The organism is Bradyrhizobium huanghuaihaiense (assembly GCF_007830635.1).
Classification (GTDB): Bacteria; Pseudomonadota; Alphaproteobacteria; order Rhizobiales; family Xanthobacteraceae; genus Bradyrhizobium; species Bradyrhizobium huanghuaihaiense.
In genome coordinates this window covers 189,360-213,318 of sequence record NZ_VLLA01000014.1, presented here as the reverse complement: position 1 = coordinate 213,318, position 23,959 = coordinate 189,360, and the positions used below count along the sequence as shown (strand labels likewise).

Sequence of the window (23,959 nt, the reverse complement as noted above, 5' to 3'; positions counted from 1 at the left end):
GGTCTTGGCGCCGATCTTGCAATAGCGGTGATTAGGAGCGTTTATAAGCGGCGGTCATGAACGGCCGTTATGACGGGCCGGACGGCGACACTTGCGACCCCCTCGATACGGCGGCTAAAGAGGCGCAGAAAGGCCGGGGATCGGGTCCCCTGGGAACAGGATGACGGATCAGGCGATTTTGGTCACAGGTGCCGCCGGATTCATCGGCTTTCACCTCGCCCGGCAGCTTCTGGCCGAAGGCCGGCCGGTCGTCGGGCTCGACAATCTCAACAGCTATTATGACCCGGCACTGAAACAGGCGCGCCTGGAACTGCTCTGCCGCGATTCCCGCTTCGCCTTCGTCAAGGCCGATCTCGCCGACCGCGAGGCCGTCGCCGCGCTGTTTGCGCGCCACCGATTCACACATGTCGTGCACATGGCCGCCCAGGCCGGCGTGCGCTACTCGATCGAGCAGCCGCAGGCTTACGCCGATTCCAATCTGGTAGGCTTTCTCAACGTGCTGGAGGGCTGCCGTCACAATGGCTGTCGCCATCTCGTCTACGCCTCGTCATCCTCCGTTTACGGCGCCAACACGAAACTGCCATTTGCGGTCAAGGACCGCACCGACCATCCGGTGAGCCTCTACGCTGCGACCAAGAAGGCCAACGAGGTGATGGCGCAGTCCTACAGCCATCTCTACCGGCTGCCGGTCACTGCCTTGCGCTTCTTCACCATCTACGGCCCGTGGGGACGGCCGGATATGGCCATGTTTCTGTTTGTGAACGCCATCATGGAGGGCCGGCCGATCCGGCTCTTTAACCATGGCAGGATGCGCCGCGACTTCACCTATATTGACGACGTCACCCGTGTCGTGTCCAAGCTGATCGATCGGGTGCCTGCGGATGATCCGGCTGCCGCAAATGCGCCGTCTAAGGTCTACAATGTCGGCAACCACCACCCCGAGGAGCTGATGCATGTCGTCGGACTCCTGGAGCAGGAGCTGGGTCGGACGGCGATCAAAGAATTGCTGCCGATGCAGCCGGGAGACGTCTTGGAAACGTTCGCGGATGTCGAGGACCTGATGCGCGACACCGGCTTTGCGCCGTCAACGCCGATCGCGCAGGGGGTCCGTAATTTTGTCACCTGGTATCGGGACTACTTCAAGGTTTGAGATGACGATGGACAAACGCATTATCCCCCTGATCATGTGCGGCGGTGCCGGCACGCGGCTGTGGCCCGCCTCGCGCGAGGTGCGCCCGAAGCAGTTCCTGCCGCTGTTCGGCACGCGCTCGACCTTCCAGGACACGCTGCTGCGCGTCTCGGATGCATCGCTGTTCGATCGCCCGATCGTCATCACCAATGCGGCCTATCGCTTCATGGTGCTGGAGCAGCTCGCCGAGATCGGCATCGAGGCCGACGTGATCCTCGAGCCGATGCGGCGCGACTCCGGCCCCGCGATCGCAGCCGGCGCCGTGTTCGCGCAGAACCGCGCCAGTGAAGCGATCGTGCTCGCGCTCGCCGCCGATCACGTCGTGCAGGACAATGCCGCCTTCGTCGCGGCGTGCCGCGAAGGCCTCACCGCCGCGAGCGCCGGGCGCATCGTCACCTTCGGCGTCAAGCCGGAGCGGCCCGCGACCGAATACGGCTATATCTGTCCGGGCGACGTGATCTCCGGAGAGGTTCACGCGGTCGCGCGCTTCGTCGAGAAGCCCGACGCCGTGAAGGCGGCCGACTACGTCAATTCGGGCTATCTCTGGAACAGCGGCAACTTCATGTTCCCGGCCGCGGTCCTGCTCGACGAATACCGCAAGGTCGATGCGGCAAGCGTGGAGGCGGTCTCCAACGCGGTCACAAATGCCGGCCGCGATCTCGGCTTCGTGACGCTCGAGCCCGAGGCGTTCGGTGCGGCCAAGGCGATCTCGATCGACTATGCCGTGATGGAGAAGACCTCGCGCGCCGCCGTCGTGCCGGTGTCCTGCGGCTGGTCCGATGTCGGCTCCTGGCATGCGGTGTGGGAGCTGTCCGAGAAGGACGCGCAGGGCAATGCGGCGCACGGCACCGCGGTGTTCGAGGATTCCCGCAACTGCAACGTCACCACCGATTCCGCGCTGGTCGCGCTCGAAGGCGTCGACGATCTCGTCGTGGTCGCGACTGCGGACGCGGTGCTCGTCTCGCGACAGAAGGATGCCAACGGCCTGAAGCGTCTGGTGACCAAGCTCAAGACGGTCGCGCCGAAGGTCACCGAGGAGCATCTCAAGGTGCACCGTCCGTGGGGCAGCTATCAGTCTGTCGACAACGGCGTGCGCCACCAGGTCAAGCGCATCGTGGTGAAGCCGGGCGGACGGCTGTCGCTGCAGAAGCACCACCATCGTGCCGAGCACTGGATCGTGGTCCGCGGCGCGGCCCAGGTCACGGTCAACGAGACCGTGAAGACCGTGCACGAGAACGAGTCGATCTACATCCCCATGGGCGCGGTCCATCGTCTTGAAAACCCCGGTAAAATCATGCTGGAGCTGATCGAGGTCCAGACCGGCTCCTATCTCGGGGAAGACGACATCATCCGGATTGAAGACGACTATCAAAGGTCGTAACCAGCAGGCTCCGAATCACGCGACCCGGGCCGGTAAGGCGGTCTCTTTTCCGGCTTAAGGCCCGGGGAACGTGTAACTTTTTGAATCAAATCGTGTCCGGACCGTCAGGCCGGCATTCGCCACAAATATGGCGCCCGTGCTAGAAGCGGCCCGGGGATTTGCGTTGAATCGGGGTTTGCTCAGATGAGTTCCAAAGTGTCTGCACCGGCAAAGGCCGGCTTGCGCGTCGGCGTGATTGGCGCGGGCGTCATGGGCAGCAACCATGCGCGCGTGCTCAGCGGTCTTCCCGGCGTCAGCCTCGTCGGCGTCGTCGATCCGTCGCCGGCGCATCTGACGCGCACCACCGAGCTTGCGGGCTGCCAGGGCTTCGAGACGCTCGACCAGCTCTTCGCCGCTGGCGTCGATGCCGTCACCATCGCGGCGCCCACCCATCTGCATCACGAGGTCGCGCTCGCCTGCATCGCCAAGAACATCCATGTCCTGGTCGAGAAGCCGATCGCCTCCACGGTCGAAGAGGGCCGCGAGATCGTCGCCGCCGCGCAAAAGGCCGGCGTCACGCTGATGGTCGGCCATGTCGAGCGTTTCAATCCGGCGGTTGCCGCGGTCAAGCAGGCGATTGCGGGCGAAGACATTCTCTCCATCGCGATCACGCGCGTCGGCCCGTTCCCGCCGCGCATGTCCAATGTCGGCGTCGTCATCGACCTTGCCGTGCACGACATCGACCTGATCCGCTGGTTCACCGAATCCGACATCGTCGAGGTGCAGCCGCAATTGTCGAGCGCGGTCGCCGAGCGCGAGGACATCGCGCTGCTCCAGTTCCGCACCGCCAATGGCGTGCTCGCCCACATCAACACCAACTGGCTGACGCCGTTCAAGGCGCGCAGCGTCACGGTCGCGACCCGCGGCAAATACGTGATGGGCGATCTGCTCACGCGCCAGGTCACCGAATGCTTCGGCTTCAAGCCGGACGGCAGCTATTCGATGCGGCATCTGCCGGTCGGCCATGACGAGCCGCTGCGCGCCGAACTGATCGCGTTCCTCAAAGCCGTGCGCCATGGCGAGACGCCGGCGGTCACGGGCGATGAGGGCGTTGCCAGCCTCGAGATCGCCACGCAGTGCCTGGAGACGCCCTCGCGTCCCGCCGCGACGGCGCCCGCTCGCAAGGAGCCGCGCCGCGTCGCCGGCTGATCCCTTTCCATGTCGACTACTCAAGAAGGCGTCATGAACCAGCATCTGCGTTCCGAACCCATTCCTTTCATCGACGTCGCCTCGCAGCGCCGCCGGCTCGGCGCCTCGCTCGACGCCGCCGTCAAGCGCGTGATGGACCATTGCCAGTTCGTCAACGGGCCCGAAGTCTTCGAGCTCGAGAAGCAGCTGGCGGCCTACTCAGGCGCCAAGCACGTGATCGGCTGCGCCAGCGGCACCGACGCGATCCTGATGGTGATGATGGCGAAGAATGTCGGGCCCGGCGATGCCGTGTTTTGTCCGTCCTTCACCTTCATCGCGACGGCATCGCCGGTGGCGCGGACCGGTGCGACGCCTGTTTATGTCGATGTCGACGAGACGACCTTCAACATGAGCCCGGAGTCGCTCAAGCGCGGCATCGCGACCGCCCGCAAGGCCGGCCTGAAGCCGGTCGCGGTCATTCCGGTCGACCTGTTCGGCCAGCCCGCCGATCACGACGCCATTGCCGAGATCGCCAGGGCCGAAGGCCTGTTCGTGCTCGACGATGCTGCGCAAGGCTTTGGCGCGAGCTACAAGGGCCGCAAGCTCGGCACGCTGGCACACGCCACGGCCACCAGCTTCTTCCCCGCAAAGCCGCTCGGCTGCTTCGGCGATGGCGGCGCGATCTTCACCGATGACGACGAGCTCGCGGCGACGCTGCGCAGCATCCGCGTGCACGGGCAGGGCGTCGACAAATATGACAACGTCCGCCTCGGCCTCACCGGCCGTCTCGACACCATGCAGGCTGCGGTCCTGATCGAGAAGCTGAAGATCTTTGACGACGAGATCGCCGCCCGCAACAAGGTCGCCGAGCGCTACGCGCGTGGCCTGTCGAATGTCGTCACCGTGCCGCGCCTTGCACCCGGCAACACTTCGGTCTGGGCGCAGTACACGATCCGTCTTCCTGAGGGTACCGACCGCGACGGCTTTGCCGCCGCGCTGAAAGCCCAGGGCGTGCCGACCGCGATCTATTACGGCAAGTCGATGCACCAGCAGACCGCCTACAAGCAGTATCCGGTCGCCGAAGGCGGCCTGCCGGGTTGCGAGAGCCTGTCGCAGGACGTCATCAGCCTGCCGATGCACGCCTACCTGACCGAAGCCGACCAGGAGCGAATCATCGCCGCCGTGCAAGGCGCGCTCGCGGGCTGATTTCTTCCCTCTCCCCTTGCGGGAGAGGGTGGCTTCGCGAAGCGAAGCCGGGTGGGGGGCTCTCTCCGCCCGGTACGCGCCGAGAGATACCCCTCACCCCAGTGAGTTTGTGTCTACTCGCGGTGCTGCCCTCTCCCGCAAGGGGGAGAGGGCGCAGTAATGCGCATCGCAAGATGCAATCGACCTCTGCCCGATAAGCCTCTAGAAGAGTCCGCATGCTCGGACGCATCTTCACGGTCGGTGGTTACACGCTGCTGTCGCGGCTGACGGGGTTTGCCCGCGACATCATGCTCGCGGCGATCCTGGGCGCCGGCCCGGTGGCCGACGCCTTTTTCGTCGCGCTGCGACTGCCCAATCACTTCCGTGCGATCTTTGCCGAGGGCGCCTTCAACGCCGCCTGGGTGCCGGCCTATGCGCATGTCCATGGCGAGAAGGGGGAGGCGGCGGCAAAACTGTTCGCGAACCGCATCTTCACGCTGCTCCTGGCCTCGCAGGTGGTGCTGCTGATCGTCGCCTGGCTGTTCATGCCGCAGGCCATGAGCATTTTGGCGCCGGGCTTCAGTGAAGACGCCGAGCAGCGCAAGCTCGCGATCGAGCTGACCCGGATCACCTTTCCCTATCTGCTGCTGATCACGCTGGTGACGCTCTATGGCGGCATGCTCAACGTGATGCAGCGCTTTGCCAGCGCCGCGGCGGCCTCGATCTTCCTCAACGTCGCGATGATGATGACGCTGGCGGTTGCCGTCTGGTTTCCGACTGCGGGCCATGCCGCGGCCTGGGGCGTCCTGATCTCCGGCTTCCTGCAATATTTCCTGCTGGCGGGCGATCTCGCCCGCCATGGCGGCCTGCCGCGCTTTGCGCCTCTGAAGCTCGATGAGGATGTCCGCGGCTTCTTTAGGGCGCTGGGACCTGCGACGCTGGGCTCGATGGGCACGCAGGTCGCGCTGTTCGCCGACACCATCATCGCGACCTTCCTGCCTGCCGGCGCACTGTCGGCGCTCTATTACGCCGACCGCCTCAACCAGCTCCCGATCGGCGTCATCGGCATCGCCATCGGCACGGTGCTGCTGCCGGAGATGTCGCGGCGGATCACGGCGAACGACCATGACGGCGCGATGAGGGCGCAGCGCCGCGCCTTCGATTTCACGCTGCTGTTCTCGGTGCCGTTCGTCGCGGCGTTTCTCACCGTGCCTGATGCGATCATGCGCGCGCTGTTCGCCCGCGGCGCGTTCTCGAAGGCCGATGCCGCAGCCGCCGGCGCGACGCTCGCAGCCTATGCCATCGGCCTGATCCCGTTCGTGTTGATCCGCAGCGCGGTCGCGACCTTCTATGCCCGCAAGGACACGGCAACGCCGGTTCGGGCCTCGCTGACCGGCATCGCCGTCAACGTCGCCCTGAAGGTCGCCTTGATGGGATCGCTAGCCCAGATCGGCCTCGCGCTGGCCACCGCCGTCGGCGTCTGGACCAATCTGTTGCTGGTGCTGTTCTTCGCGGTGCGGCGCGGCTTCCTCGTGCTGGACCGCGCCTGGCTGATGTCGATCGGCAAATTCCTGCTGATCGGGGTCATTCTGGCTGCGGCGTTCTGGTTGATCGCGCGTTTCAGCAATTCCATGCTGGGTCCGATGCATTTTCGGGATGAAGTGACGCTGGCCTTGCTCGCCGTCGGCGGCACGATCGTCTACGCGCTCGCGATCCTCGTGCTGTTCGGACGCAAGTGGCTGGTCTCGCTGGTGCGCGGTTAGGGCCTATCCTCTACCGGAGGATTGATCTAACGATAGAGGCTCCAATCGGTTCTCCGTCGACGGAAACGATCGGCAGCCCTGCATGCCACAGCATCTGAGCCTTACTGCGGTAGTCGTTCGAGACTATGACGAGGCGATTGCATTCTTTGTTGGCAAACTCGAATTTGAACTTCGGGAGGACACGCGTCTCGACGAAGAAAAGCGCTGGGTTGTTGTCGCGCCGCCCGGCAGCGCCGAGAGCGGCATTCTGCTAGCCAAGGCTGCGACCCCGGGCCAAGAGCAAGCCATCGGAAATCAGAGTGGTGGCCGCGTCTTTCTGTTCTTGGCGACTGATGATTTCAACCGCGACTACGAAGCGTTTCGAGAGCGAGGCGTGAAGTTTCTCGAACAGCCGCGGCGTGAGGTCTACGGCACGGTGGCAGTGTTTGAAGACCTCTACGGAAATCGCTGGGACCTGATTGAACCGACATAGGATGTGGGAAGTCACCACACTGTGCTCAATCAGGACACTGGCTCGCCGTCGCCGGCACGATCATCTACGCGCTAGCGGTCCTCGTGTTGTTCGGACGCAGGTGGCTGGTCTCGCTGGTGCGCGGCTAGGCGCCGGAGTGAGGTGCTCGCTTCCAGGATGCAGTCAGCCTCCGCACATCCCTTGATTTTATGCGATTGCCGTGGTAGTAACGTCCCATGATTAAATCGGTGCGCAAAGTCAACCTCTCGAACATGACCCGCTTCGGCTGGGCCGTGGAAGGAGTCGCGCGCTAGGAATTCGACGACGACATCTTTTCACAAGGGCCCCGCCGGCATCGGACGGGGCCTTTTCATTGGTCACGCTCCCTGCCGGCACAACAGCAGGAGCATCCGATGCCACCCCAACAGACGAACATCACCTCCGAGACGGAGGGCGATGCCGCGCGGCTTCGCCTCGACTTCTCCATCGCCTTGAACCTGCTCGGGCGATACTGGCGCGCGTTTCAGGGCTGGCGCCAGCGGTCACGAGTCACCTTGCAGGACCTGAGCGACAGGGAGCTGATGGATATCGGCCTGACGCGTGGCGAGATCGACCACATCGCGCCCGAGCGTGCTATCGAAAGGCTGCGAGATCGCGCGGCGGATCTGTGGAAGCGCAGTGGGATGTAACTTCCTAAGGTGGGCGGCGTCTTCTTTTTGGCGGGCTCGTCAGGATGAGGTCTTGTTTCGCGGCGCAATCTAGACGGCATGGTGACGGGGGCGCGGCGCTTTCCCCGCCCGCGACCCATGCGCCTGACCAAACCCATTTGCCTTGCCACTTTTTCCACGGCAATATGCCGGCAAAACAACCATAGGACGGGTCAAGACAATGGCGGCTCCCATCAAGTTCGGCGTTGGCCAAAGCGTGCTGCGCAAGGAGGATGACGCGCTCATCCGCGGCAAGGGCCGCTATACCGACGATTATGCGCCGCAGGCCGCGCTCCGCTGCTTGATGCTGCGCTCGCCGCATGCGCATGCCAAATACACCATCGATGCGAGCCGCGCCCGCGGCCTGCCCGGCGTCGCGCTGATCCTGACCGCGGATGACGTCAAGGATCTCGGCAATCTGCCGTGCCTGTTCAACCTCGAGACCGATCCGTTCACCGGCCCGCCTTACCCGATCCTCGCCAAGGACGAGGTGCGCCATGTCGGCGATTCCATCGCCTTCGTCGTCGCCGAGACCATCGACCAGGCCCGCGACGCGATCGAGGCGATCGAGGTCAAATGGTCGCCGCTGCCGGCGGTGACCGGCGTCGTCAATGCCGTGAAGAACGGCGCGCCGCAGGTCTGGCCGGACAAGGCCGGCAACGTACTGTTCGACGTCTCGATCGGCGACAAGGCGGCGACGGAAGCCGCCTTTGCCAAGGCGCATGCGGTCGCCGAAATCTCCATCGTCAATCCGCGCGTGGTCGCGAGCTTCATGGAGACGCGCGCGGCGGTGTGCGAATACGATGCCAAGCGCGACCATCTGACGCTGACGGTCGGCAGCCAGGGCAGCCACCGCCTGCGCGACATCCTGTGCCAGAACGTGCTCAACATCCCCACCGACAAGATGCGGGTGATCTGTCCCGACGTCGGCGGCGGCTTCGGCACAAAGCTGTTTCCGTACCGGGAATACGCCCTGATGGCGGTCGCGGCGCGCAAGCTGAAGAAGGCGGTGAAGTGGGCGGCCGACCGCTCCGAGCATTTCATGGGTGATGCGCAGGGCCGCGACAACGTGACCACCGCGAAGATGGCGCTGGCTGAAGACGGCAAGTTCCTCGCGATGGACTGCGACCTGATGGGCGACATGGGCGCGTATCTGTCGACCTTCGGGCCCTACATCCCCCATGGCGGCGCCGGCATGCTGCCTGGCCTCTACGATATCCAGGCCTTCCACTGCCGGGTGCGCACCATCTTCACCCATAGCGTGCCAGTCGATGCCTATCGCGGCGCGGGTCGTCCCGAGGCCGCCTATGTGATCGAGCGTCTGGTCGATGCCTGCGCGCGAAAACTCGACATGACGCCGGACGCCATCCGCCGCAAGAATTTCATTCCGCCGAAGGCGCTGCCCTACAAGACCGCGACCGGCAAGGTCTACGATTCCGGCGACTTTGCCGCGCATCTCAAGCGCGCGATGGAGATCGCGGAATGGAAGGAATTTCCCAAGCGCGCCAAGGCGGCCAAGAAGGGCGGCCTGATCCGCGGCATCGGGCTCGCGAGCTATGTCGAGATCTGCGGTGTGATGGGTGAGGAGACGGCCAATGTCCGGCTCGATCCCAATGGCGACGTCACCGTCCTGATCGGCACACAGTCGAGCGGGCAGGGTCACCAGACCGCCTATGCGCAGATCGTCGCCGAGCAGTTCGGCCTCGCGCCCGAGCGCGTCAACGTCCGCCAGGGCGACACCGACGAGATCGCGACGGGCCTCGGCACCGGCGGCTCGGCCTCGATTCCCTCGGGCGGCGTCAGCGTCGAGCGTGCCACGCGCGAGCTCGGCTCGAGGCTGAAAGAGATCGCGGCGCAGGCACTCGAAGCCAGCGCCGGCGATCTCGAGATCACCGATGGCATCGTGCGCATCGCCGGCACCGACCGCTCGATCTCCTTCGCCGATCTCGCCAAGCGGCCCGGCGTCGATCCGTCGAAGCTGAAGGGCAGCGCGACCTTCGCCAGTGCCGACGGCACCTATCCGAACGGCACGCATCTGGCGGAGGTCGAGATCGACCCGGCCACCGGCATCATCAAGATCGTCAACTACGTGATCGTCGACGATTTCGGCAAGACGCTAAATCCGCTGCTGCTGGCCGGCCAGGTCCATGGCGGCGCCATGCAGGGCATCGGCCAGGCGCTGATGGAGCAGGTGGTCTATGGGCCGACCGACGGCCAGCTCATCACCGCCACCTACATGGACTATGCGCTGCCGCGGGCGGCGGACGGTCCGGCCTTCGTGTTCGAGACCCACAACATCCCCTGCAAGACCAATCCGCTGGGGGTGAAGGGGGCGGGCGAGGCCGGCGCGATCGGCTCCTGCCCGGCCATCGTGAATGCCATCGTCGACGCACTCTGGCGCGAGTACAAGATCGACCACATCGACATGCCGGCAACGCCGGAGCGGGTGTGGATCGCCATCAACGAGCACCATCGCCGCCACAGCCTCTAAAACCCGATCTCCGCGCGCCCGGGAATAAACGCGCCGCGCGGGGTTCTACCCATGATGGGGTCCGGCTTCCCGTGAAGCCGGTGAAGTCTCATTCCCTGAACGTCTCGAGAGCCGGAGAAACGGACCAATGAAACGGACGATGATTGTCGCGGGCGCCCTCCTGCTGGGCGCGGGCGCCGTCATGGCGCAACAGGAGATTGCCGTCCAGCAGGACAATCTGATGCGCTCGATCGGCAAGAACCAGTATGGCGTCATCCAGAAGATGACGAAGGGCGATATCCCCTTCGACCAGAAGGCCGCCGACCAGGCCATCGCCAACATCGAGGCGGATGTTGCCAAGATCGCCAAGACCTTCGAGGTCAATCCCAAGCAGGATGTCGTCAACGCGACCTATGGCGCCTCGCCGAAGGTCTGGCAGAACAAGGCCGATTTCGACTCCAAGATCCCGCCGGTGCAGAAGGCGATCGCCGACGTCAAAGGCAAGATCACCGACGTCGCGAGCCTGAAGGCGGCCTACACCGCGATCAACGACCGCTGCACCGATTGTCACGAGACCTATCGCCTGAAGTTGAAATAACCGGGCGAAGTTCGTTTGTAGCCCGGATGGAGCGCAGCGTAATCCGGGAAGCCTGCGTGACTTGATGGACTTGTCCCGGATTGCGCTGCGCTCCATCCGGGCTACTAAGGCGGTTGCGAAAGCAGCCGCTTTTTTGTTGCGTCAACGTCCAGTCTCGTAGCCCGGATGAGCGAAGCGACATCCGGGGAGCCTAGACTGATAGTCTGTCCCGGATGTCGCTTCGCTCATCCGGGCTACATGACTCATAACCAGCCGATGAGTCGGCCCGCAGAAATTCTGTCCGCAAGGCCTGACGGATCGCTCTGAGAGCGGCTATCTTTGTGCCAACGGCCGTGCGCTGACACGAGTCGACGCATCTCGCTCCCGACTGCTTCATGACGTCAGGAGTTCCAACGCGCGGCGAGCATCAGAACAGCGAGGCAGGCCATGGTAAAACCGTTCCCGTCGAAGACCCATATCGGCAACCATATGCTGCATCCGGAAACCCTGATGCTGACCTATGGCTATGATCCGCAATTGTCGGAAGGCGCCATCAAGCCGCCGGTGTTCCTGACCTCGACCTTCGTGTTCAAGACCGCCGAAGACGGGCAGGACTTCTTCGACTACGTCGCTGGCCGGCGCGAGCCGCCGGAAGGCATGGGCGCAGGCCTGGTCTATTCGCGCTTCAACCACCCCAACAGCGAAATCGTCGAGGACAGGCTCGCGGTCTATGAGCGCACCGAGAGCTGCGCGCTGTTCTCCTCGGGCATGGCGGCGATCGCAACCACGATCCTCGCCTTCGTCCGTCCCGGCGACGTCATCCTGCACTCCCAGCCGCTCTACGGCGGCACGGAGACGCTGCTGACGAACACGCTTGCGCGCCTGTCGATCGGCGCGGTCGGCTTTGCCGACGGCATCGATGAAGCCTCGGTCAGGCAGGCTTCGGAGGAGGCGATGGGTCGGGGGCGGGTTTCGATGATCCTGATCGAGACCCCGGCGAACCCGACCAATGGCCTCGTCGACATCGCGATGATCCGCCGCATCGCCGATTCCATCGGCAAGGCCCAGGGACACACGCCGATCATCGCCTGCGACAACACGCTGCTCGGCCCGGTGTTTCAGCGGCCGATCGAGCACGGCGCGGACCTGTCGCTGTATTCGCTGACGAAATATGTCGGCGGCCATTCCGACCTGATCGCGGGCGCCGCGCTCGGATCGAAGGCGATCATGAAGGGCATCAAGGCGCTGCGCGGTGCCATCGGCACCCAGCTCGATCCGCATTCGTGCTGGATGATCAACCGCTCATTGGAGACGCTGAGCCTGCGCATGGAAAAGGCCGATGCGAATGCGCGCCTGGTGGCGAGCTATCTACGCGACCATCCAAAAGTCGCCAAGGTCCACTATCTCGGTCATCACGAACAGGACTCAGCCTTGGGCCGCGTGTTCGCGCGGCAATGCCTGGGGGCGGGATCGACCTTCTCGTTCGACATCGTCGGCGGCAAGGAGGCGGCGGTGAAATTCCTCAACGCGCTGCAGATCCTCAAGCTGGCGGTGAGCCTTGGCGGCACAGAGTCGCTTGCGAGCCTGCCCGCGACCATGACCCATTCCGGCGTTCCCGCCGACATCCGCCAAAAGATCGGCGTGCTCGATTCCACCATCCGGCTGTCGATCGGGATCGAGAACCCGTCGGATCTGATCGCGGACCTCGCGCAGGCACTGAATGCGGCTTGAGCGGGGGATCAAAGCGGATTGGACGCGCGGCATGCCGACATGATCGCCGCGGCAGCCTCGTTGCTCTGCGCGCCCGAGAGCTGCCGCACGAGGCAGATGTAATAGCCCTTGCTGGATGCGTTCAGCAGGGAATCGCCGTTGACGACGAGCCAGTTGCAGGCGGAGCGGATGTACTGCACGGCAAGGGGCGACCGCGTGTCGCGGATGGCGGACAGCTCGCATTGAGCCTGCTTTTCCATGTCGCTTTGCGCAACGACGGAGGTGGAGAAGCAAAGAAACGCTCCGGCCACGATGAGGCCTGCCAGAACGTACAATGGCCCGCGCGCCGATCGTCTGATGCTCGCATCGTCGGGCCGATCGAGAACGCTGGAAACGAACCGCACAGTGCCACTCTGGAAATTGGTGAGGCCGAAGTTTACGGCGGAACGCGCGAGGCAGGCAAGGCACAAGCGTGGACCGCCCGAGCGGCCTCCGCCGCGAATCGAAAAGGCCGGACGCTCCCTCCTTGCGTCCGGCCTTTCCGCGACGAAGCCGCGCTTTCGCGTTACTTCATCACCTGGCCGCGGATCTCGCCGCCCGGGTTCGCGGCCGTGTGGATGTTGATATAGTACTTGCCGCCGAGCAGGTCGGCGGCCTGCGCGTCGGTGAGCGTCGCTTCGCCCTTGACCGGGCTCGAACCCGGATTGGCGATCGGGACCGCAACGCCGGCGTTCTTGCCGGCCTCGGCGGGGCCGTGGAAATGGGCGGCGGTGGCAGGACCGGAGAGCCCGGAATAGTTGACAGTCCACGACAGCTTCTTGCTGGCGGCGTCATAGTCGAGCTCGGCCGTTCCGGTGCCGCTGCTGGTGTTGGCGGGTACCTCGGATTTTCCGTCAAGCGTCGCCTTCAGTTTCTCCGCGCTGGCCGGGGCGGCGAAGGCAACGGCAGCTCCGAGTGCCAGAGTGGCAAAAACGGCTTTGGTCATGAGTCTCTCCCTGTTGACGCCTGATTGCTGTGCACTTCCAAACAGTACGTCCTGCAGTTTATTCCCACATGACAGCCGGACCACCTAAAATATTCGTGGCTGGATCGGGCCCGGCATGACCCTTAAGTTCGCGCGCTCATGATGGAATGATTGAATGCTGCGACGAACACTACTTGCCGCCCTGATCGCCGCCGTCGCGGCTTTCGGCCTCTATTGGTGGTTGACCGCCCCGGCCGCGCTGGCCGTGCCGGCGCCGACACGCAGCCCCGATCTCGCCAACGGGCAGGAGCTGTTCAACGCCGGCGGCTGCTCGTCCTGTCATGCGGTGCCCAACCAGCCCGACCGCCTGCGGCTCGGCGGCGGCCTGGCGCTCGGCTCGCCGTTCGGGACGTTCTACGTCCCCAATATTTCCCCCGATCCGGCCGACGGGATCGGCCGGTGGAGCGAGGCTGATTTCGTCAACGCCGTGATGCGCGGCATCTCGCCCGAGGGCACGCACTACTTCCCGGCATTTCCCTACACGTCCTACCATCTGGCAAAGATCGACGACGTCCGCGATCTCTTCGCCTATCTGAAGACGCTGCCGCCGGTATCAGGCAGGGTGCGCGACCACGCGCTGCCGTTTCCGTTCAACATCCGCCGCAATGTCGGCATCTGGAAGCTGCTGTTCATGAACACCGGGCCGTTCGTCGCGGACGCTGCGCGCTCGCCGCAATGGAATCGCGGCGCCTATCTCGTGAACGGTTTCGGCCATTGCGCCGAATGCCACAGCCCGCGCAATCTGCTCGGCGGCATCATCACGGCGCAGCGCTTCGCCGGCGGTCCGAATCCGGAAGGCGAGGGCTGGGTGCCGAACATCACCCAGCAGGGCATCGGCAGCTGGAGCGAGAAGGATATCGCCGATTTCCTCGAGACCGGCGACATGCCCGAGGGCGATAGCGCCTCGGGTGCGATGCGGCCGGTGATCAAGAACCTGGCGCAACTGACCGCGGAAGATCGCGCCGCGATGGCCGCTTATCTGAAGTCGCTGCCACCGGTGCAGGGACCGACGCCGCCCAAGAAGAAGGAGGGCGGCTAGCAGCGATCTCTAGCCCGTGCCGAACGCCTTGAAGGTGATGATGGTGAGGGTGTCCTGGATGCCCGGCAGCACCTGCACCTTCTCGTTGACGAAGTGGCCGATGTCGGTGTCCTTGTCGACGTAGAACTTCACCAGCAGATCGTACTGGCCGGCGGTCGAGTAGATCTCGGAGGCGATCTCGGCTTCGGCGAGTGCATTGGCGACCGTATAGGACTGGCCGAGCTTGCATTTGATCTGGACGAAAAAAGGAACCATTGCAGTCACTCCGAAAGCGCATCTGGCGGCTAATAGGCCAAAACCGGGGTGGCTTGGCAAGCGAACTCGCTGGCCCCCGGCCGGAGCGCTTCTAGGACGGCAGCGGCACGGCGGCGAACGCTTCCCTGAGCCGACGGGCGAGCTCGGCATTGCGATAGGGCTTGGTCAGGACGATCGATTGGGCGTGCGCGCGGCCCTGCTCGACCAGGGTCTCCAGGGCGTAGCCGGACGAGAACACGACCGGCAGGCCAGGGCGGATACGCCGGGCCTGGTCGGCGAGCTCCCAGCCGCTCATGCCGCCGGGCATCACGATGTCGGTGAACAGGAGGTCGATGGTCGGGTTGGTGCGAAGCAGCTGCAGGGCCTCCTTGCCGTGGACGGCCGAGATCACGCGATATCCCAGCGCCTCCACGCGCAGCGTGACGGAGGAGCGGACGAACGGATCGTCCTCGGCGATCAGAATCGTTTCGTGGCCGCGGGGCGCGGCTTCCTCGCGCGCCTCGATGTCGGCGAGCGACGTCTCGCCGCCGGCATGCGGCAGGTAGATGCGGACCGTCGTGCCGAGGCCCGGCTCGCTGTAGATCGAGACATGCCCGCCCGATTGCTTGGCGAAGCCATAGACCATGCTGAGGCCGAGGCCAGACCCCTTGCCGACCTCCTTGGTGGTGAAGAACGGCTCGAAGGCGCGCTCGATGACGTCAGGTGCCATGCCTTCGCCGTCATCGGTGACCGCGATCAGGGCGTAGCTGCCGGACTCCACCTCCGGATGCTGCATGCGATAGTGCTCGTCGATCGCCGTGAGCTCGGTGCTGAGGGTGAGATGCCCGCCCGAGGGCATGGCATCCTGCGCATTCAGCGCGAGATTGAGCACGGCGGATTCGAGCTGGGCGCGGTCGGCGAAGGCCTGGATGGAGCCGGAGCCGAACGCCGTGCTGATCTCGATGTTCTCGCGCAAAGTGCGCTTGAGCAGCTTGTGCATCGAGGTCAAAAGCTCGCGGCACTCGATCGCGCGGGGTTGCAGCAATTGGCGCCGGCTGAACGCCAGCAGCCGTTGCGTCAGCTCCGCACCGCGCTCGCCCGACTGGCAGATGTCGTCGGCGAAGCGACTGAGGTCAGGACGCTCGCGGAGCTGCTCGCTCAGGAATTCCGCGTTGCCGATGATGACGGTGAGCAGATTGTTGAAGTCGTGGGCGATCCCGCCGGAGAGCTGGCCGACCGTCTCCATCTTCTGCGCCTGCTGCAGCTGCTGCTCGGTCAGCTTGCGCCTGGTCAGGTCGTGGACGATGCCGACATGGATCAGCTCGCCGTCCTGCCACGCCTGGCCCACCGACAGGTTCATCGGAAAGTGTGACCCGTCCTTGCGCAGGCCGACGGCTTCCCCTGTTGCGAAACGCTGCGCGCGACCGGTGGATGAGGGCCTCTCCTTGGACATCAGCATGCCGATGTCGCGATTCATGACCTCGTCGGCGCGATAGCCGAACAGGCGTTCACAGGCGGGATTGAACAGGAGAATCCGGGCCTGCGCGTCGAACAGGATGACGCCGTCGACCGCGGTGTCGACCACGGCGGTGAGGCGCGTCATGCTCTCGCGCAGCGCGCGCTGGGTTTCGCTGACCTGGCCGAGCAGCTGTGCCGCGTCCCGGTTCTTGGTCTCCTCCTCCTGAAGCGCGGCCTGGACCTGCCGGAGCTCGAACGGCGAGGGGATGGTCAGGATCTTCGGCAGCAGCGGCCAGAGCGCGACCGCGGTGACGACCGACGCCACGGCCGTCGCCGCCTTGACGAGACCCTCGATGCCATAGACCGGCACCCAGAGCGTGTAGATCGACAGCACATGCGTCAGGCCACAGGCCATGATGAAGACGGCGAACGCCCAGAACACCCATCCGAACTTGAGGTCGCGCCGCTTGGTGACGAGGATCGCAAGCGCGAACGGGATCGAGAAATAGGCCAGCGCAATGGCGGCGTCCGAGACGACGTGAAGCCATATCAGCTCGGGTTCCCAGAGCAGGCAGATGCCGTGCGGGGAGAACATCGAGGAGTCGAGGAGACGTTCGAAATAGGCCCACATGATCGGGTTCCCGAGAGGATTTCGGGCCGAGGCTGGCCCGCAACATGGCGTTGTGGACGAATCCACAGGCCAACCTCTCATTCATCGGAATCGATGCCAAGGCCGGGCGATGCCGATGTGATATTTGGGCGGGATGTGCACGATTGCGGGACGACAGGGCGCGAGGCTGCGTTCCGCCTGATTCGCTAGCCCATGGCTGGCCTGGCTTGCTGGCACGTCGGGGGCGCGCTAGGACAGGGTATGGCGGTATCCTTCTCAAACGAACGTCATCCGGCAATGACGACGCCCGTTGCGCTCACCATTGCCGGCTCGGATTCCAGCGGCGGCGCCGGCATCCAGGCGGATCTGAAGACCTTTGCCGCGCTCGGCGTCTATGGCGCCTCCGTGATCGCGGCGCTGACGGCGCAGAACACGCGCGGCGTCACCGGCATTCACGCCGTGCCGGCCGAGTTCGTCGCCGCGCAGATCGATGCGGTGTTTTCCGATCTCGACATCGGCGCGGTGAAGATCGGAATGGTCGGCCAGGCCGACAGCATCGACGCAATCGCAGCCGCGCTGTCGCGCTGGCAGCCGCGCCACATAGTCCTCGATCCCGTGATGGTGGCGACCTCGGGCGACCGTTTGCTGGCCTCGGAAGCCGTCGACGCCTTGCGCACCAGGCTGATGCCGCTGGCCTCAGTGATCACGCCGAACCTGCCGGAGGCCGCAGCTCTTCTCGGCGAGCACATTGCGGCGAGCGAGGCCGAGATCGAAGCTCAGGGGTGCCGCCTGCTGGCGCTCGGCTGCCGTGCGGTCCTGATCAAGGGCGGGCACGGCCAGGGCGCCGAGAGCATCGACTATCTCGTCACGTCCGGACACACGACCGCGCTCGCCGCGCCCCGCGTCGCCACCAAGAACACCCATGGCACCGGCTGCTCGCTGTCCTCGGCGGTCGCTGCGGGGCTCGCCAAAGGTGAGGATCTCGAGGGCGCCGTACGCAACGCCAAGACCTGGATCAGTGCTGCGATCGCAGCCGCCGACCGCTTCAGCGTCGGCCATGGCCATGGGCCGATCCATCATTTCCACAAATTTTACTGACGGCGTTCCGGTTCACCCTCCCCCTCCAGGGGAGGGTAAGAGCCGACCGAGCCAAATTTCATCATTCTCGTTGCAGTTCCGGGTTATTGCGGGGGCGGCCCGCGGCGCCATGTCGCCTGATTGTCGCATGCGACTGATATTCGCGGGGGAGGGCGAGGCAAGGCGTGATTCGTATTTGAAGGTGCCTCAAGGGTTCAATCGGTCATCCCCCTGTCACGGGACATTGTTACAGGCTGGCGCATGGGAAGTTACGATGTGAGTGACGAGAGCCCGGAGCGGCGCTTTCGCACGTTGTTCATCTCCGACGTTCATCTCGGAGCCCGCGGTTCTCAAGCCGACCTTCTGCTCGACTTCCTGCGCTACCATGATGCCGACACGATCTATCTCGTTGGCGACATCGTCGACGGCTGGGCGCTGAAATCGAGCTGGCACTGGCCACAATCGCATAACGACCTCGTCCAGAAGCTTTTGCGCAAGGCGCGCAAGGGCGCCAAGATCATCTACATTCCCGGCAATCACGACGAGTTTCTGCGCAACTATTACGGCACGCATTTCGGCGGCATCGACGTGGTCGAGAACACCGTCCACACCGGCGTGGACGGCAAGCGCTATCTCGTCATCCACGGCGACATCTTCGACCTCGTGGTGCAGAACGCGCGCTGGCTCGCCCATCTCGGCGACAAGGCCTACGACTTCGCCATCCAGATGAATCGCTTCGTCAATTTCTTCCGGCGCATGTTCGGCGTGCCCTATTGGTCGCTGTCGCAATGGGCCAAGCAGAAGGTCAAGAACGCCGTCAACTATATCGGCGCGTTCGAGCAGGCGCTTGCGGCCGAAGCGCGCCGCCATGACGCCGACGGCGTGATCTGCGGCCACATCCACTACGCCGTGATCCGCGACGAGGCCGGCATCCGCTACATGAATTGCGGCGACTGGGTGGAGAGCTGCACCGCCCTGGTCGAGCACGACGACGGCCATTTCGAGATCATCACCTGGGCGGACCATTTGCAGAAGCCGGCAGAAGTCCCGCAGGTCGCAGCCAGAGCTGCATAACAAGGGCCACTTGATGCGCATCCTGGTCGCGACCGATGCCTGGCACCCGCAAGTCAATGGTGTGGTTCGGACGCTGACCAAGCTCGCTGATGCCGCCAAAAGCCTTAACGTCGAAGGTCTTGGCGTCGAGTTCACGTTCCTGACGCCGCAATCGTTCCGCACCTTCGCGATGCCGAGCTATCGCGACGTGCGCCTCGCGATGCCGCGCCCTGCGCGAATCGCGCGGCTGATCGAGGAGGCACGTCCCGACAGCATCCATATCGCGACCGAGGGGCCGATCGGCTTGATGGTCCGGCGCTATTGCCGCCAGCGCAAGCTGCCGTTCACAACCAGCTTCCACACCCGTTTCCCCGAATATGTCCGCGCCCGCGTGCCGGTCCCGGGCTCGCTGATCTGGCGGGCGCTGCGCCGTTTCCATGCGCCCAGCCGCGCCGTGATGGCGGCGACGCCGGCGCTCGCCCGCGAGCTGACCGAGCGCGGCTTCGACAATGTCGTGCTGTGGCCGCGCGGTGTCGACACCGGCCTGTTCCACCCCCGCGCAGTCGATCTCTGTCTGCCGGCGCCGGTGTTCCTGTCGGTCGGCCGCGTCGCGGTGGAGAAGAATCTCGAGGCCTTCCTCGACCTCGACCTGCCCGGCACCAAGGTGGTTGTCGGCGACGGCCCGGCGCGCGCCGCGCTCGAAGAGGCCTATCCCGATGCGATCTTCCTCGGTGAGAAGCACGGCGAGGAACTGGCCGATATCTATGCCGCCGCCGACGTGTTCGTGTTCCCCAGCAAGACCGACACGTTCGGCCTGGTGCTGCTGGAGGCGCTGGCGAGCGGCCTGCCGGTCGCGGCCTTCCCGGTGAAGGGTCCTCGCGACGTCATCGGCGATGCGCCGGTCGGCGCTCTCGATCACGATCTGCGCAATGCCTGCTTCGCCGCGCTCGGTGTCTGCCGGCAGGACTGCGTCGAATTCGCCGCCAACTACACCTGGGAGGCCTCGGCGCGGGTCTTCATCGACAGCATCCAGGCGGTCGGGGCGGTGCTATCAGGCAGGAATGGGGCCGAGCCGGTTAGTTTCGTAGCCTGAAACCAGGGTTCATCGCGCGGAGGTGTCTTGCCCGCGCTCAGGCTGGCGCGATAAGTTTGAGCCATGACCGAACAGCTCCTTCCGATCGGCCCCGCCGACATCGATGCCGCAGCGCGCGTGATCGCGCCCTACGCCATCCGCACCCCGCTGTTGTCCTTTCCCGTGCTCAACGAGCGCGTCGGTGCCAAAGTGTTCCTGAAGCCGGAGATGCTCCAGCGCACCGGCTCCTTCAAGTTCCGCGGTGCCTTCAACAAGGTGTTCTCGATCCCGCAGGACAAGCGCGCCGGCGGCGTGGTCGCGTTCTCCTCCGGCAACCACGCCCAGGGCGTGGCGGCGGCAGCCAAGATCCTCGACATGCAGGCGACCATCGTGATGCCGGCGGATGCGCCGCTGTCGAAGCGCGAGCGCACCAAATCCTACGGCGCCGAGGTCGTGCTTTACGATCGCGACAAGGATGATCGCGAGGCGATCTCGCGCGGCATCGCCGAGAAGCGCGGCGCCACACTCGTAAAGCCCTATGACGATCCCTTCGTGATCGCAGGGCAGGGCACCGCCGGCCGCGAGATCGCCGAAGACATGGCAACGCTTGGCCTCAGCCCCGATATCGTGGTGGCGCCGGCCTCCGGCGGCGGCCTGATCGCGGGCGTCGCGACCGCAGTGAAGGCGCGCTATCCGCAAGCCGAGATCGTGGTGGCCGAACCCGAGGCGTTCGACGATCACGGCATTTCTCTGACCGCCGGCCATCGCGAGCCGCATCCGCCCGCGGGCCGCACCATTTGCGACGCGCTGATGGCCTTGATGCCGGGCGAGATGACGTTTGCGATCAACAGCAAGCTGCTCGCACGCGGCGTCACGGCATCGGACAAGGAAGTCGGTGCGGCCGTGGCGTTCGCCTATCGTGAGCTGAAGCTGGTGGTCGAGCCGGGCGGGGCGGTCGGCCTTGCCGCACTGCTTGCGGGCCGCCTTGATGTGGCCGGCAAGAACATCGTCATCGTGCTCTCCGGCGGCAACGTCGACGCGGATCTGTTCGCCGAGCTGGTGGCCTAGCCGTCATTCCGGGCCTGCGCCTTGCGGCGCATCCCGGATTGACGACGTCCAATAGCTGACATGAAGAAAGGGCAGAGCGTTTCCGCTCTGCCCCTTCTTCATGCTTGTCGGGATCGAACTCGCTGCTCACTCGGTGCAACCTCTCCCGCTTGCGGGGGAGGTCGGCGCGAAGCGCCGGGTGGGGGTCTCTCCTCTAGGGGAATCTCTCTGCGGAAGCACCCTCTCCCCAACCCTCCCCCGCAAGCGGGGGAGGGAGCGCACCGTCTTCTCCGCGCGATCAGTGCATGACGCCGCGGTGGTTGTTGCCGCCGCCCATGCTCGGGGCCTGGTTCATCGACTGGCGGAAGTTGTTGCCGCCCTTGCTGACCGTGCGATTGGTCGTGTTGAGCTGCGGCCGGTTGGTCTGCACGTTGTTCTGGACCTGCACCTTGTTCACCGGGTTGTTGTTGAGCTTCACGATGCCGGTGTTGCCGTTGTTGACGCGGATCGGGTTGTTCTGCGTCTGGACAGGCTTCACGTCGACAGTCGAGCCGCCCTTGCCGACATTCACCGGCATGCTGACGATCTTGCCCGGATTGCCGTTGGCGTTGCCGCCGTTCGGCTTGGTGTTGGTCACGGGCAGCGTCACGATCTTGCCGGTACCGCCCGTGTTGTTGGTCGCGTTGGTCGGCGCAGGCAGCTTGACGATCTTGCCGGGGGTCTGCGACGGCGAGCCGTTCGGCTGGTTGTTGCCCGCCGGCAGGTTGACGATCTGGCCGCCGGTACCGAGCTTGCCGATGACGTTGCCGTCGACCGGCTTCTGCACGACGGGCAGGTTGCCATTGACCTGTGCGCCGCCATTGCCCTGCATCAGCGGCATGTATTTGGGCTGGCCGAGATTGCCCATCTTGAAGACAGGGGCGATGTTCTGCGGCGCCAGGAACTTGGTCGGCTGCATCAGGGGAATCTGCTTCGGCTGGGCTGCGAGCTTCAGCGCGGACACGGCATAGGGGCTGGTGCCGTAGCTGTCGTAGAAGCTCTGGTAGCCGAGCGGCGAATTCGCCAGCACCGCCTTGTGCCAGGCCTGCGAGATCAGGAGGTTGCCGAGCAGCCAGCGGATGTGGTCGCACAGCGGGTCGTGCGGATACATCCGGATGAACTCCTGATAGTACTCCGGCCGGCCCTCGGACACGACGTAGTCATAGGCCTGGCGCGTCGAACGGCTCGGCAGGTTGGAGGCCATCTGCACCACGGGCGCATTCATCGGCGCGCGATTGGCGGCAACGGCGGTGTCGCCGAAGAAGGTGAAGTCGGACGTCAGCGAGGAGCTCTCCCACGGAATCTGCGCGCCGCTGGTGGTCTGGTTCACCTGGAGGCGCACGCGCTTGAACAGCTGCTCGATCGGCACGTTGGGCTCGCGCGCGACGTTGAGGAAGGCCTGCGTGTAGGGGCTGTGGCCGCCCGTGCCGTCGAGCGCTTCGGCGCCCGGTGCGGTCGAGTAGCCGACGATCGAGCCGTTCGGCGCATCGACGATGGCGAGGCCGCGGCCGGCGTCGTTGACGGACGGGAAGGGGTTGTTCCGGCAGGCATCGAGGATGACGATGCGCATGCGGCTCGGGATCGTCTCCAGCGTCGACATCACGTCGACCAGGCGCACCGAATTGTTGACGAGCTCAGTCTGGCTGGACACCTTCGCATCGACCGGAACGAGATAGTTCTCGCCGGCGAGCTGCACGCCGTGACCGGCGTAATAGACCATCGCCACCGTGTTCGGACCGCGCGCGGACACTTTTGCGGAGAAGTCCTGCACGACGCGCAGCATGTCGTTCTGGCCGAGGTCGGTTGCCGAGACCACCTCGAAGCCGGCGGAGTTCAGGAACTGCGCCATCGACTGGGCGTCATTGTCGGGATTGGCGAGCTGCGGCGCGTTCTGGTAGTTCGAATTGCCGATCACCAGCGCCACGCGCTGCTCCGGCCCTTGCAATGCGGTTGGGGCCGGCTGGACCGGGGCGACTTGCGCGGAAACGGGGCCGCAGGCGAAGCCGAACAGGCTTCCCACGAGGCTAGCCGTCATCAGGAAAGGCTTTAGGCGGAACATGGCGTGCTCCTCTGGCACTGATCTCGATGCGAGATTGGTTGCGAGGCAGACTGGCCGCGTTCGAGTTCGGGGTCCGTGATCCCTGTCACCATGGTATGCTGCGTGATCTGAATCACGCTCGGAACCTGCTATGGTGAATGGCCGGTTCCGCCGGCGAAGAACATGCTTCGGGGGAAGTGCCGTCACATGCTGAAATCGATCGATCCGATCCTCACGCCCGACCTGCTCTGGCTGCTGGCCTCGATGGGCCACGGCGACGACCTCGTTTTCGTCGACGCCAATCATCCCGCGACCCGCATCGCGCAGAGCACGACATCGCAGCGCCTGATCCGGCTGCCGGGCATGAGCATGGAGGTTGCCATCCGCGCCATCATGTCGGTCTATCCGCTCGACGATTTCGATCCGGATCCGGTGCGCGTGATGATGCCGGTGGACGATCCCGACCGCGTCCCCGACGTGCAGCGAGCGGTGCTGGCGGAGATCGCGCGCGCTGCCGGCCGCACTGTCACTCCCGGCAAGCTCTCGCGTCCGGATTTTTACCGCGCGGCGGCTGCGGGGTTTGGTGTCGTGCAGGTCGGCGACAGCAGGGGCTATGGCTGCTTCCTGATCCGCAAGGGCGTGATCTGAATCGCGATGAGAACGGTTAT

The 23,959-nt window shown here is 64.8% G+C and carries 21 protein-coding genes; 16 read left to right on the top strand and 5 right to left on the bottom strand.

Annotated elements, in window-relative coordinates:
* The first annotated feature begins 160 nt into the window (after positions 1-160).
* From IQ16_RS26520 to IQ16_RS26475, 10 genes are all read left to right on the top strand, one after another.
* Positions 161-1,150: an NAD-dependent epimerase gene (locus tag IQ16_RS26520; RefSeq protein WP_018642918.1), complete on the top strand. Its 990-nt coding sequence runs from the start codon at positions 161-163 to the stop codon at positions 1,148-1,150.
* Positions 1,151-1,157: 7 nt separating this feature from the next.
* The gene (locus tag IQ16_RS26515; protein WP_026311977.1) at positions 1,158-2,570 is read left to right on the top strand and encodes a mannose-1-phosphate guanylyltransferase/mannose-6-phosphate isomerase; all 1,413 of its coding nucleotides are present in this window, start codon (positions 1,158-1,160) and stop codon (positions 2,568-2,570) included.
* Positions 2,571-2,753: 183 nt separating this feature from the next.
* Positions 2,754-3,758 (top strand): Gfo/Idh/MocA family protein, encoded by a 1,005-nt coding sequence (locus tag IQ16_RS26510; RefSeq protein WP_018642916.1) that lies wholly within the window; start codon positions 2,754-2,756, stop codon positions 3,756-3,758.
* Positions 3,759-3,791: 33 nt separating this feature from the next.
* On the top strand, positions 3,792-4,943 hold the full coding sequence (locus tag IQ16_RS26505) for a DegT/DnrJ/EryC1/StrS family aminotransferase (protein WP_018642915.1): 1,152 nt from the start codon (positions 3,792-3,794) through the stop codon (positions 4,941-4,943).
* Between the two features lie 215 nt (positions 4,944-5,158).
* Entirely contained in the window at positions 5,159-6,685 is a 1,527-nt protein-coding gene (murJ, locus tag IQ16_RS26500) for a murein biosynthesis integral membrane protein MurJ (protein WP_018642914.1), read from the top strand.
* A gap of 82 nt (positions 6,686-6,767) precedes the next feature.
* A complete protein-coding gene (locus tag IQ16_RS26495; protein ID WP_018642913.1) occupies positions 6,768-7,157 on the top strand; it encodes a VOC family protein in 390 nt (129 codons plus the stop codon).
* Positions 7,158-7,549: 392 nt separating this feature from the next.
* Positions 7,550-7,825 carry a DUF1127 domain-containing protein gene (locus IQ16_RS26490; protein WP_018642912.1) on the top strand — a complete coding sequence of 92 codons (276 nt, stop codon included), beginning with the start codon at positions 7,550-7,552 and terminating at the stop codon, positions 7,823-7,825.
* A gap of 199 nt (positions 7,826-8,024) precedes the next feature.
* Positions 8,025-10,334, top strand: coding sequence for a xanthine dehydrogenase family protein molybdopterin-binding subunit (locus IQ16_RS26485; protein WP_018642911.1), 2,310 nt, complete (start codon positions 8,025-8,027; stop codon positions 10,332-10,334).
* Between the two features lie 127 nt (positions 10,335-10,461).
* Entirely contained in the window at positions 10,462-10,911 is a 450-nt protein-coding gene (locus IQ16_RS26480) for a cytochrome c (protein ID WP_018642910.1), read from the top strand.
* Between the two features lie 426 nt (positions 10,912-11,337).
* Positions 11,338-12,621, top strand: a complete 1,284-nt coding sequence (locus IQ16_RS26475) for a cystathionine gamma-synthase family protein (protein ID WP_018642909.1) — start codon at positions 11,338-11,340, stop codon at positions 12,619-12,621.
* A gap of 8 nt (positions 12,622-12,629) precedes the next feature.
* Here the strand turns inward: IQ16_RS26475 and IQ16_RS46650 are convergent, their stop codons facing one another.
* Together IQ16_RS46650 and IQ16_RS26465 are read right to left on the bottom strand one after the other, a co-directional pair.
* On the bottom strand, positions 12,630-12,911 hold the full coding sequence (locus IQ16_RS46650; protein WP_283812191.1) for a VF_A0006 family four-cysteine protein: 282 nt from the start codon (positions 12,909-12,911) through the stop codon (positions 12,630-12,632).
* A 254-nt stretch (positions 12,912-13,165) separates the two neighbouring features.
* Positions 13,166-13,585, bottom strand: a complete 420-nt coding sequence (locus IQ16_RS26465) for a CHRD domain-containing protein (protein ID WP_018642907.1) — start codon at positions 13,583-13,585, stop codon at positions 13,166-13,168.
* A 154-nt stretch (positions 13,586-13,739) separates the two neighbouring features.
* Between IQ16_RS26465 and IQ16_RS26460 the strand changes: the two genes are divergently transcribed.
* Positions 13,740-14,663 (top strand): c-type cytochrome, encoded by a 924-nt coding sequence (locus IQ16_RS26460; RefSeq protein ID WP_018642905.1) that lies wholly within the window; start codon positions 13,740-13,742, stop codon positions 14,661-14,663.
* A 9-nt stretch (positions 14,664-14,672) separates the two neighbouring features.
* Here IQ16_RS26460 and IQ16_RS26455 read toward each other — a convergent pair whose 3' ends face one another.
* Positions 14,673-14,918: an Lrp/AsnC ligand binding domain-containing protein gene (locus IQ16_RS26455; RefSeq protein ID WP_018642903.1), complete on the bottom strand. Its 246-nt coding sequence runs from the start codon at positions 14,916-14,918 to the stop codon at positions 14,673-14,675.
* 91 nt (positions 14,919-15,009) lie between these two features.
* The gene (locus tag IQ16_RS26450; protein ID WP_051122973.1) at positions 15,010-16,986 is read right to left on the bottom strand and encodes an ATP-binding protein; all 1,977 of its coding nucleotides are present in this window, start codon (positions 16,984-16,986) and stop codon (positions 15,010-15,012) included.
* A gap of 276 nt (positions 16,987-17,262) precedes the next feature.
* Here IQ16_RS26450 and thiD point away from each other — a divergent pair, with 276 nt between their 5' ends.
* The 4 genes from thiD (at position 17,263) to IQ16_RS26430 (ending at position 21,235) form a co-directional block, all read left to right on the top strand.
* Positions 17,263-18,063 carry a bifunctional hydroxymethylpyrimidine kinase/phosphomethylpyrimidine kinase gene (thiD, locus tag IQ16_RS26445; RefSeq protein WP_026311973.1) on the top strand — a complete coding sequence of 267 codons (801 nt, stop codon included), beginning with the start codon at positions 17,263-17,265 and terminating at the stop codon, positions 18,061-18,063.
* A gap of 240 nt (positions 18,064-18,303) precedes the next feature.
* Positions 18,304-19,116, top strand: coding sequence for a UDP-2,3-diacylglucosamine diphosphatase (locus tag IQ16_RS26440; RefSeq protein WP_018642900.1), 813 nt, complete (start codon positions 18,304-18,306; stop codon positions 19,114-19,116).
* A gap of 13 nt (positions 19,117-19,129) precedes the next feature.
* Positions 19,130-20,188, top strand: a complete 1,059-nt coding sequence (locus IQ16_RS26435) for a glycosyltransferase family 4 protein (RefSeq protein WP_018642898.1) — start codon at positions 19,130-19,132, stop codon at positions 20,186-20,188.
* A gap of 63 nt (positions 20,189-20,251) precedes the next feature.
* Entirely contained in the window at positions 20,252-21,235 is a 984-nt protein-coding gene (locus IQ16_RS26430; RefSeq protein ID WP_018642896.1) for a threonine/serine dehydratase family protein, read from the top strand.
* Positions 21,236-21,512: 277 nt separating this feature from the next.
* On the opposite strand, the gene IQ16_RS26420 is transcribed toward IQ16_RS26430, so the two are convergent.
* Entirely contained in the window at positions 21,513-23,312 is a 1,800-nt protein-coding gene (locus IQ16_RS26420) for a caspase family protein (RefSeq protein ID WP_026311972.1), read from the bottom strand.
* Positions 23,313-23,498: 186 nt separating this feature from the next.
* Between IQ16_RS26420 and IQ16_RS26415 the strand changes: the two genes are divergently transcribed.
* The gene (locus IQ16_RS26415; protein WP_018642893.1) at positions 23,499-23,939 is read left to right on the top strand and encodes an RbsD/FucU family protein; all 441 of its coding nucleotides are present in this window, start codon (positions 23,499-23,501) and stop codon (positions 23,937-23,939) included.
* Positions 23,940-23,959: the final 20 nt, after the last annotated feature.

Coding starts and splice junctions, on each gene's coding strand:
- IQ16_RS26520 (WP_018642918.1), top strand. CDS start 161: ATGACGGATCAGGCGATTTTGGTCACAGGTGCCGCCGGATTCATCGGC.
- IQ16_RS26515 (WP_026311977.1), top strand. CDS start 1,158: ATGGACAAACGCATTATCCCCCTGATCATGTGCGGCGGTGCCGGCACG.
- IQ16_RS26510 (WP_018642916.1), top strand. CDS start 2,754: ATGAGTTCCAAAGTGTCTGCACCGGCAAAGGCCGGCTTGCGCGTCGGC.
- IQ16_RS26505 (WP_018642915.1), top strand. CDS start 3,792: ATGAACCAGCATCTGCGTTCCGAACCCATTCCTTTCATCGACGTCGCC.
- murJ (WP_018642914.1), top strand. CDS start 5,159: ATGCTCGGACGCATCTTCACGGTCGGTGGTTACACGCTGCTGTCGCGG.
- IQ16_RS26495 (WP_018642913.1), top strand. CDS start 6,768: ATGCCACAGCATCTGAGCCTTACTGCGGTAGTCGTTCGAGACTATGAC.
- IQ16_RS26490 (WP_018642912.1), top strand. CDS start 7,550: ATGCCACCCCAACAGACGAACATCACCTCCGAGACGGAGGGCGATGCC.
- IQ16_RS26485 (WP_018642911.1), top strand. CDS start 8,025: ATGGCGGCTCCCATCAAGTTCGGCGTTGGCCAAAGCGTGCTGCGCAAG.
- IQ16_RS26480 (WP_018642910.1), top strand. CDS start 10,462: ATGAAACGGACGATGATTGTCGCGGGCGCCCTCCTGCTGGGCGCGGGC.
- IQ16_RS26475 (WP_018642909.1), top strand. CDS start 11,338: ATGGTAAAACCGTTCCCGTCGAAGACCCATATCGGCAACCATATGCTG.
- IQ16_RS26465 (WP_018642907.1), bottom strand. CDS start 13,585: ATGACCAAAGCCGTTTTTGCCACTCTGGCACTCGGAGCTGCCGTTGCC.
- IQ16_RS26460 (WP_018642905.1), top strand. CDS start 13,740: ATGCTGCGACGAACACTACTTGCCGCCCTGATCGCCGCCGTCGCGGCT.
- IQ16_RS26455 (WP_018642903.1), bottom strand. CDS start 14,918: ATGGTTCCTTTTTTCGTCCAGATCAAATGCAAGCTCGGCCAGTCCTAT.
- IQ16_RS26450 (WP_051122973.1), bottom strand. CDS start 16,986: ATGTGGGCCTATTTCGAACGTCTCCTCGACTCCTCGATGTTCTCCCCG.
- thiD (WP_026311973.1), top strand. CDS start 17,263: ATGACGACGCCCGTTGCGCTCACCATTGCCGGCTCGGATTCCAGCGGC.
- IQ16_RS26440 (WP_018642900.1), top strand. CDS start 18,304: ATGGGAAGTTACGATGTGAGTGACGAGAGCCCGGAGCGGCGCTTTCGC.
- IQ16_RS26435 (WP_018642898.1), top strand. CDS start 19,130: ATGCGCATCCTGGTCGCGACCGATGCCTGGCACCCGCAAGTCAATGGT.
- IQ16_RS26430 (WP_018642896.1), top strand. CDS start 20,252: ATGACCGAACAGCTCCTTCCGATCGGCCCCGCCGACATCGATGCCGCA.
- IQ16_RS26420 (WP_026311972.1), bottom strand. CDS start 23,312: ATGTTCCGCCTAAAGCCTTTCCTGATGACGGCTAGCCTCGTGGGAAGC.
- IQ16_RS26415 (WP_018642893.1), top strand. CDS start 23,499: ATGCTGAAATCGATCGATCCGATCCTCACGCCCGACCTGCTCTGGCTG.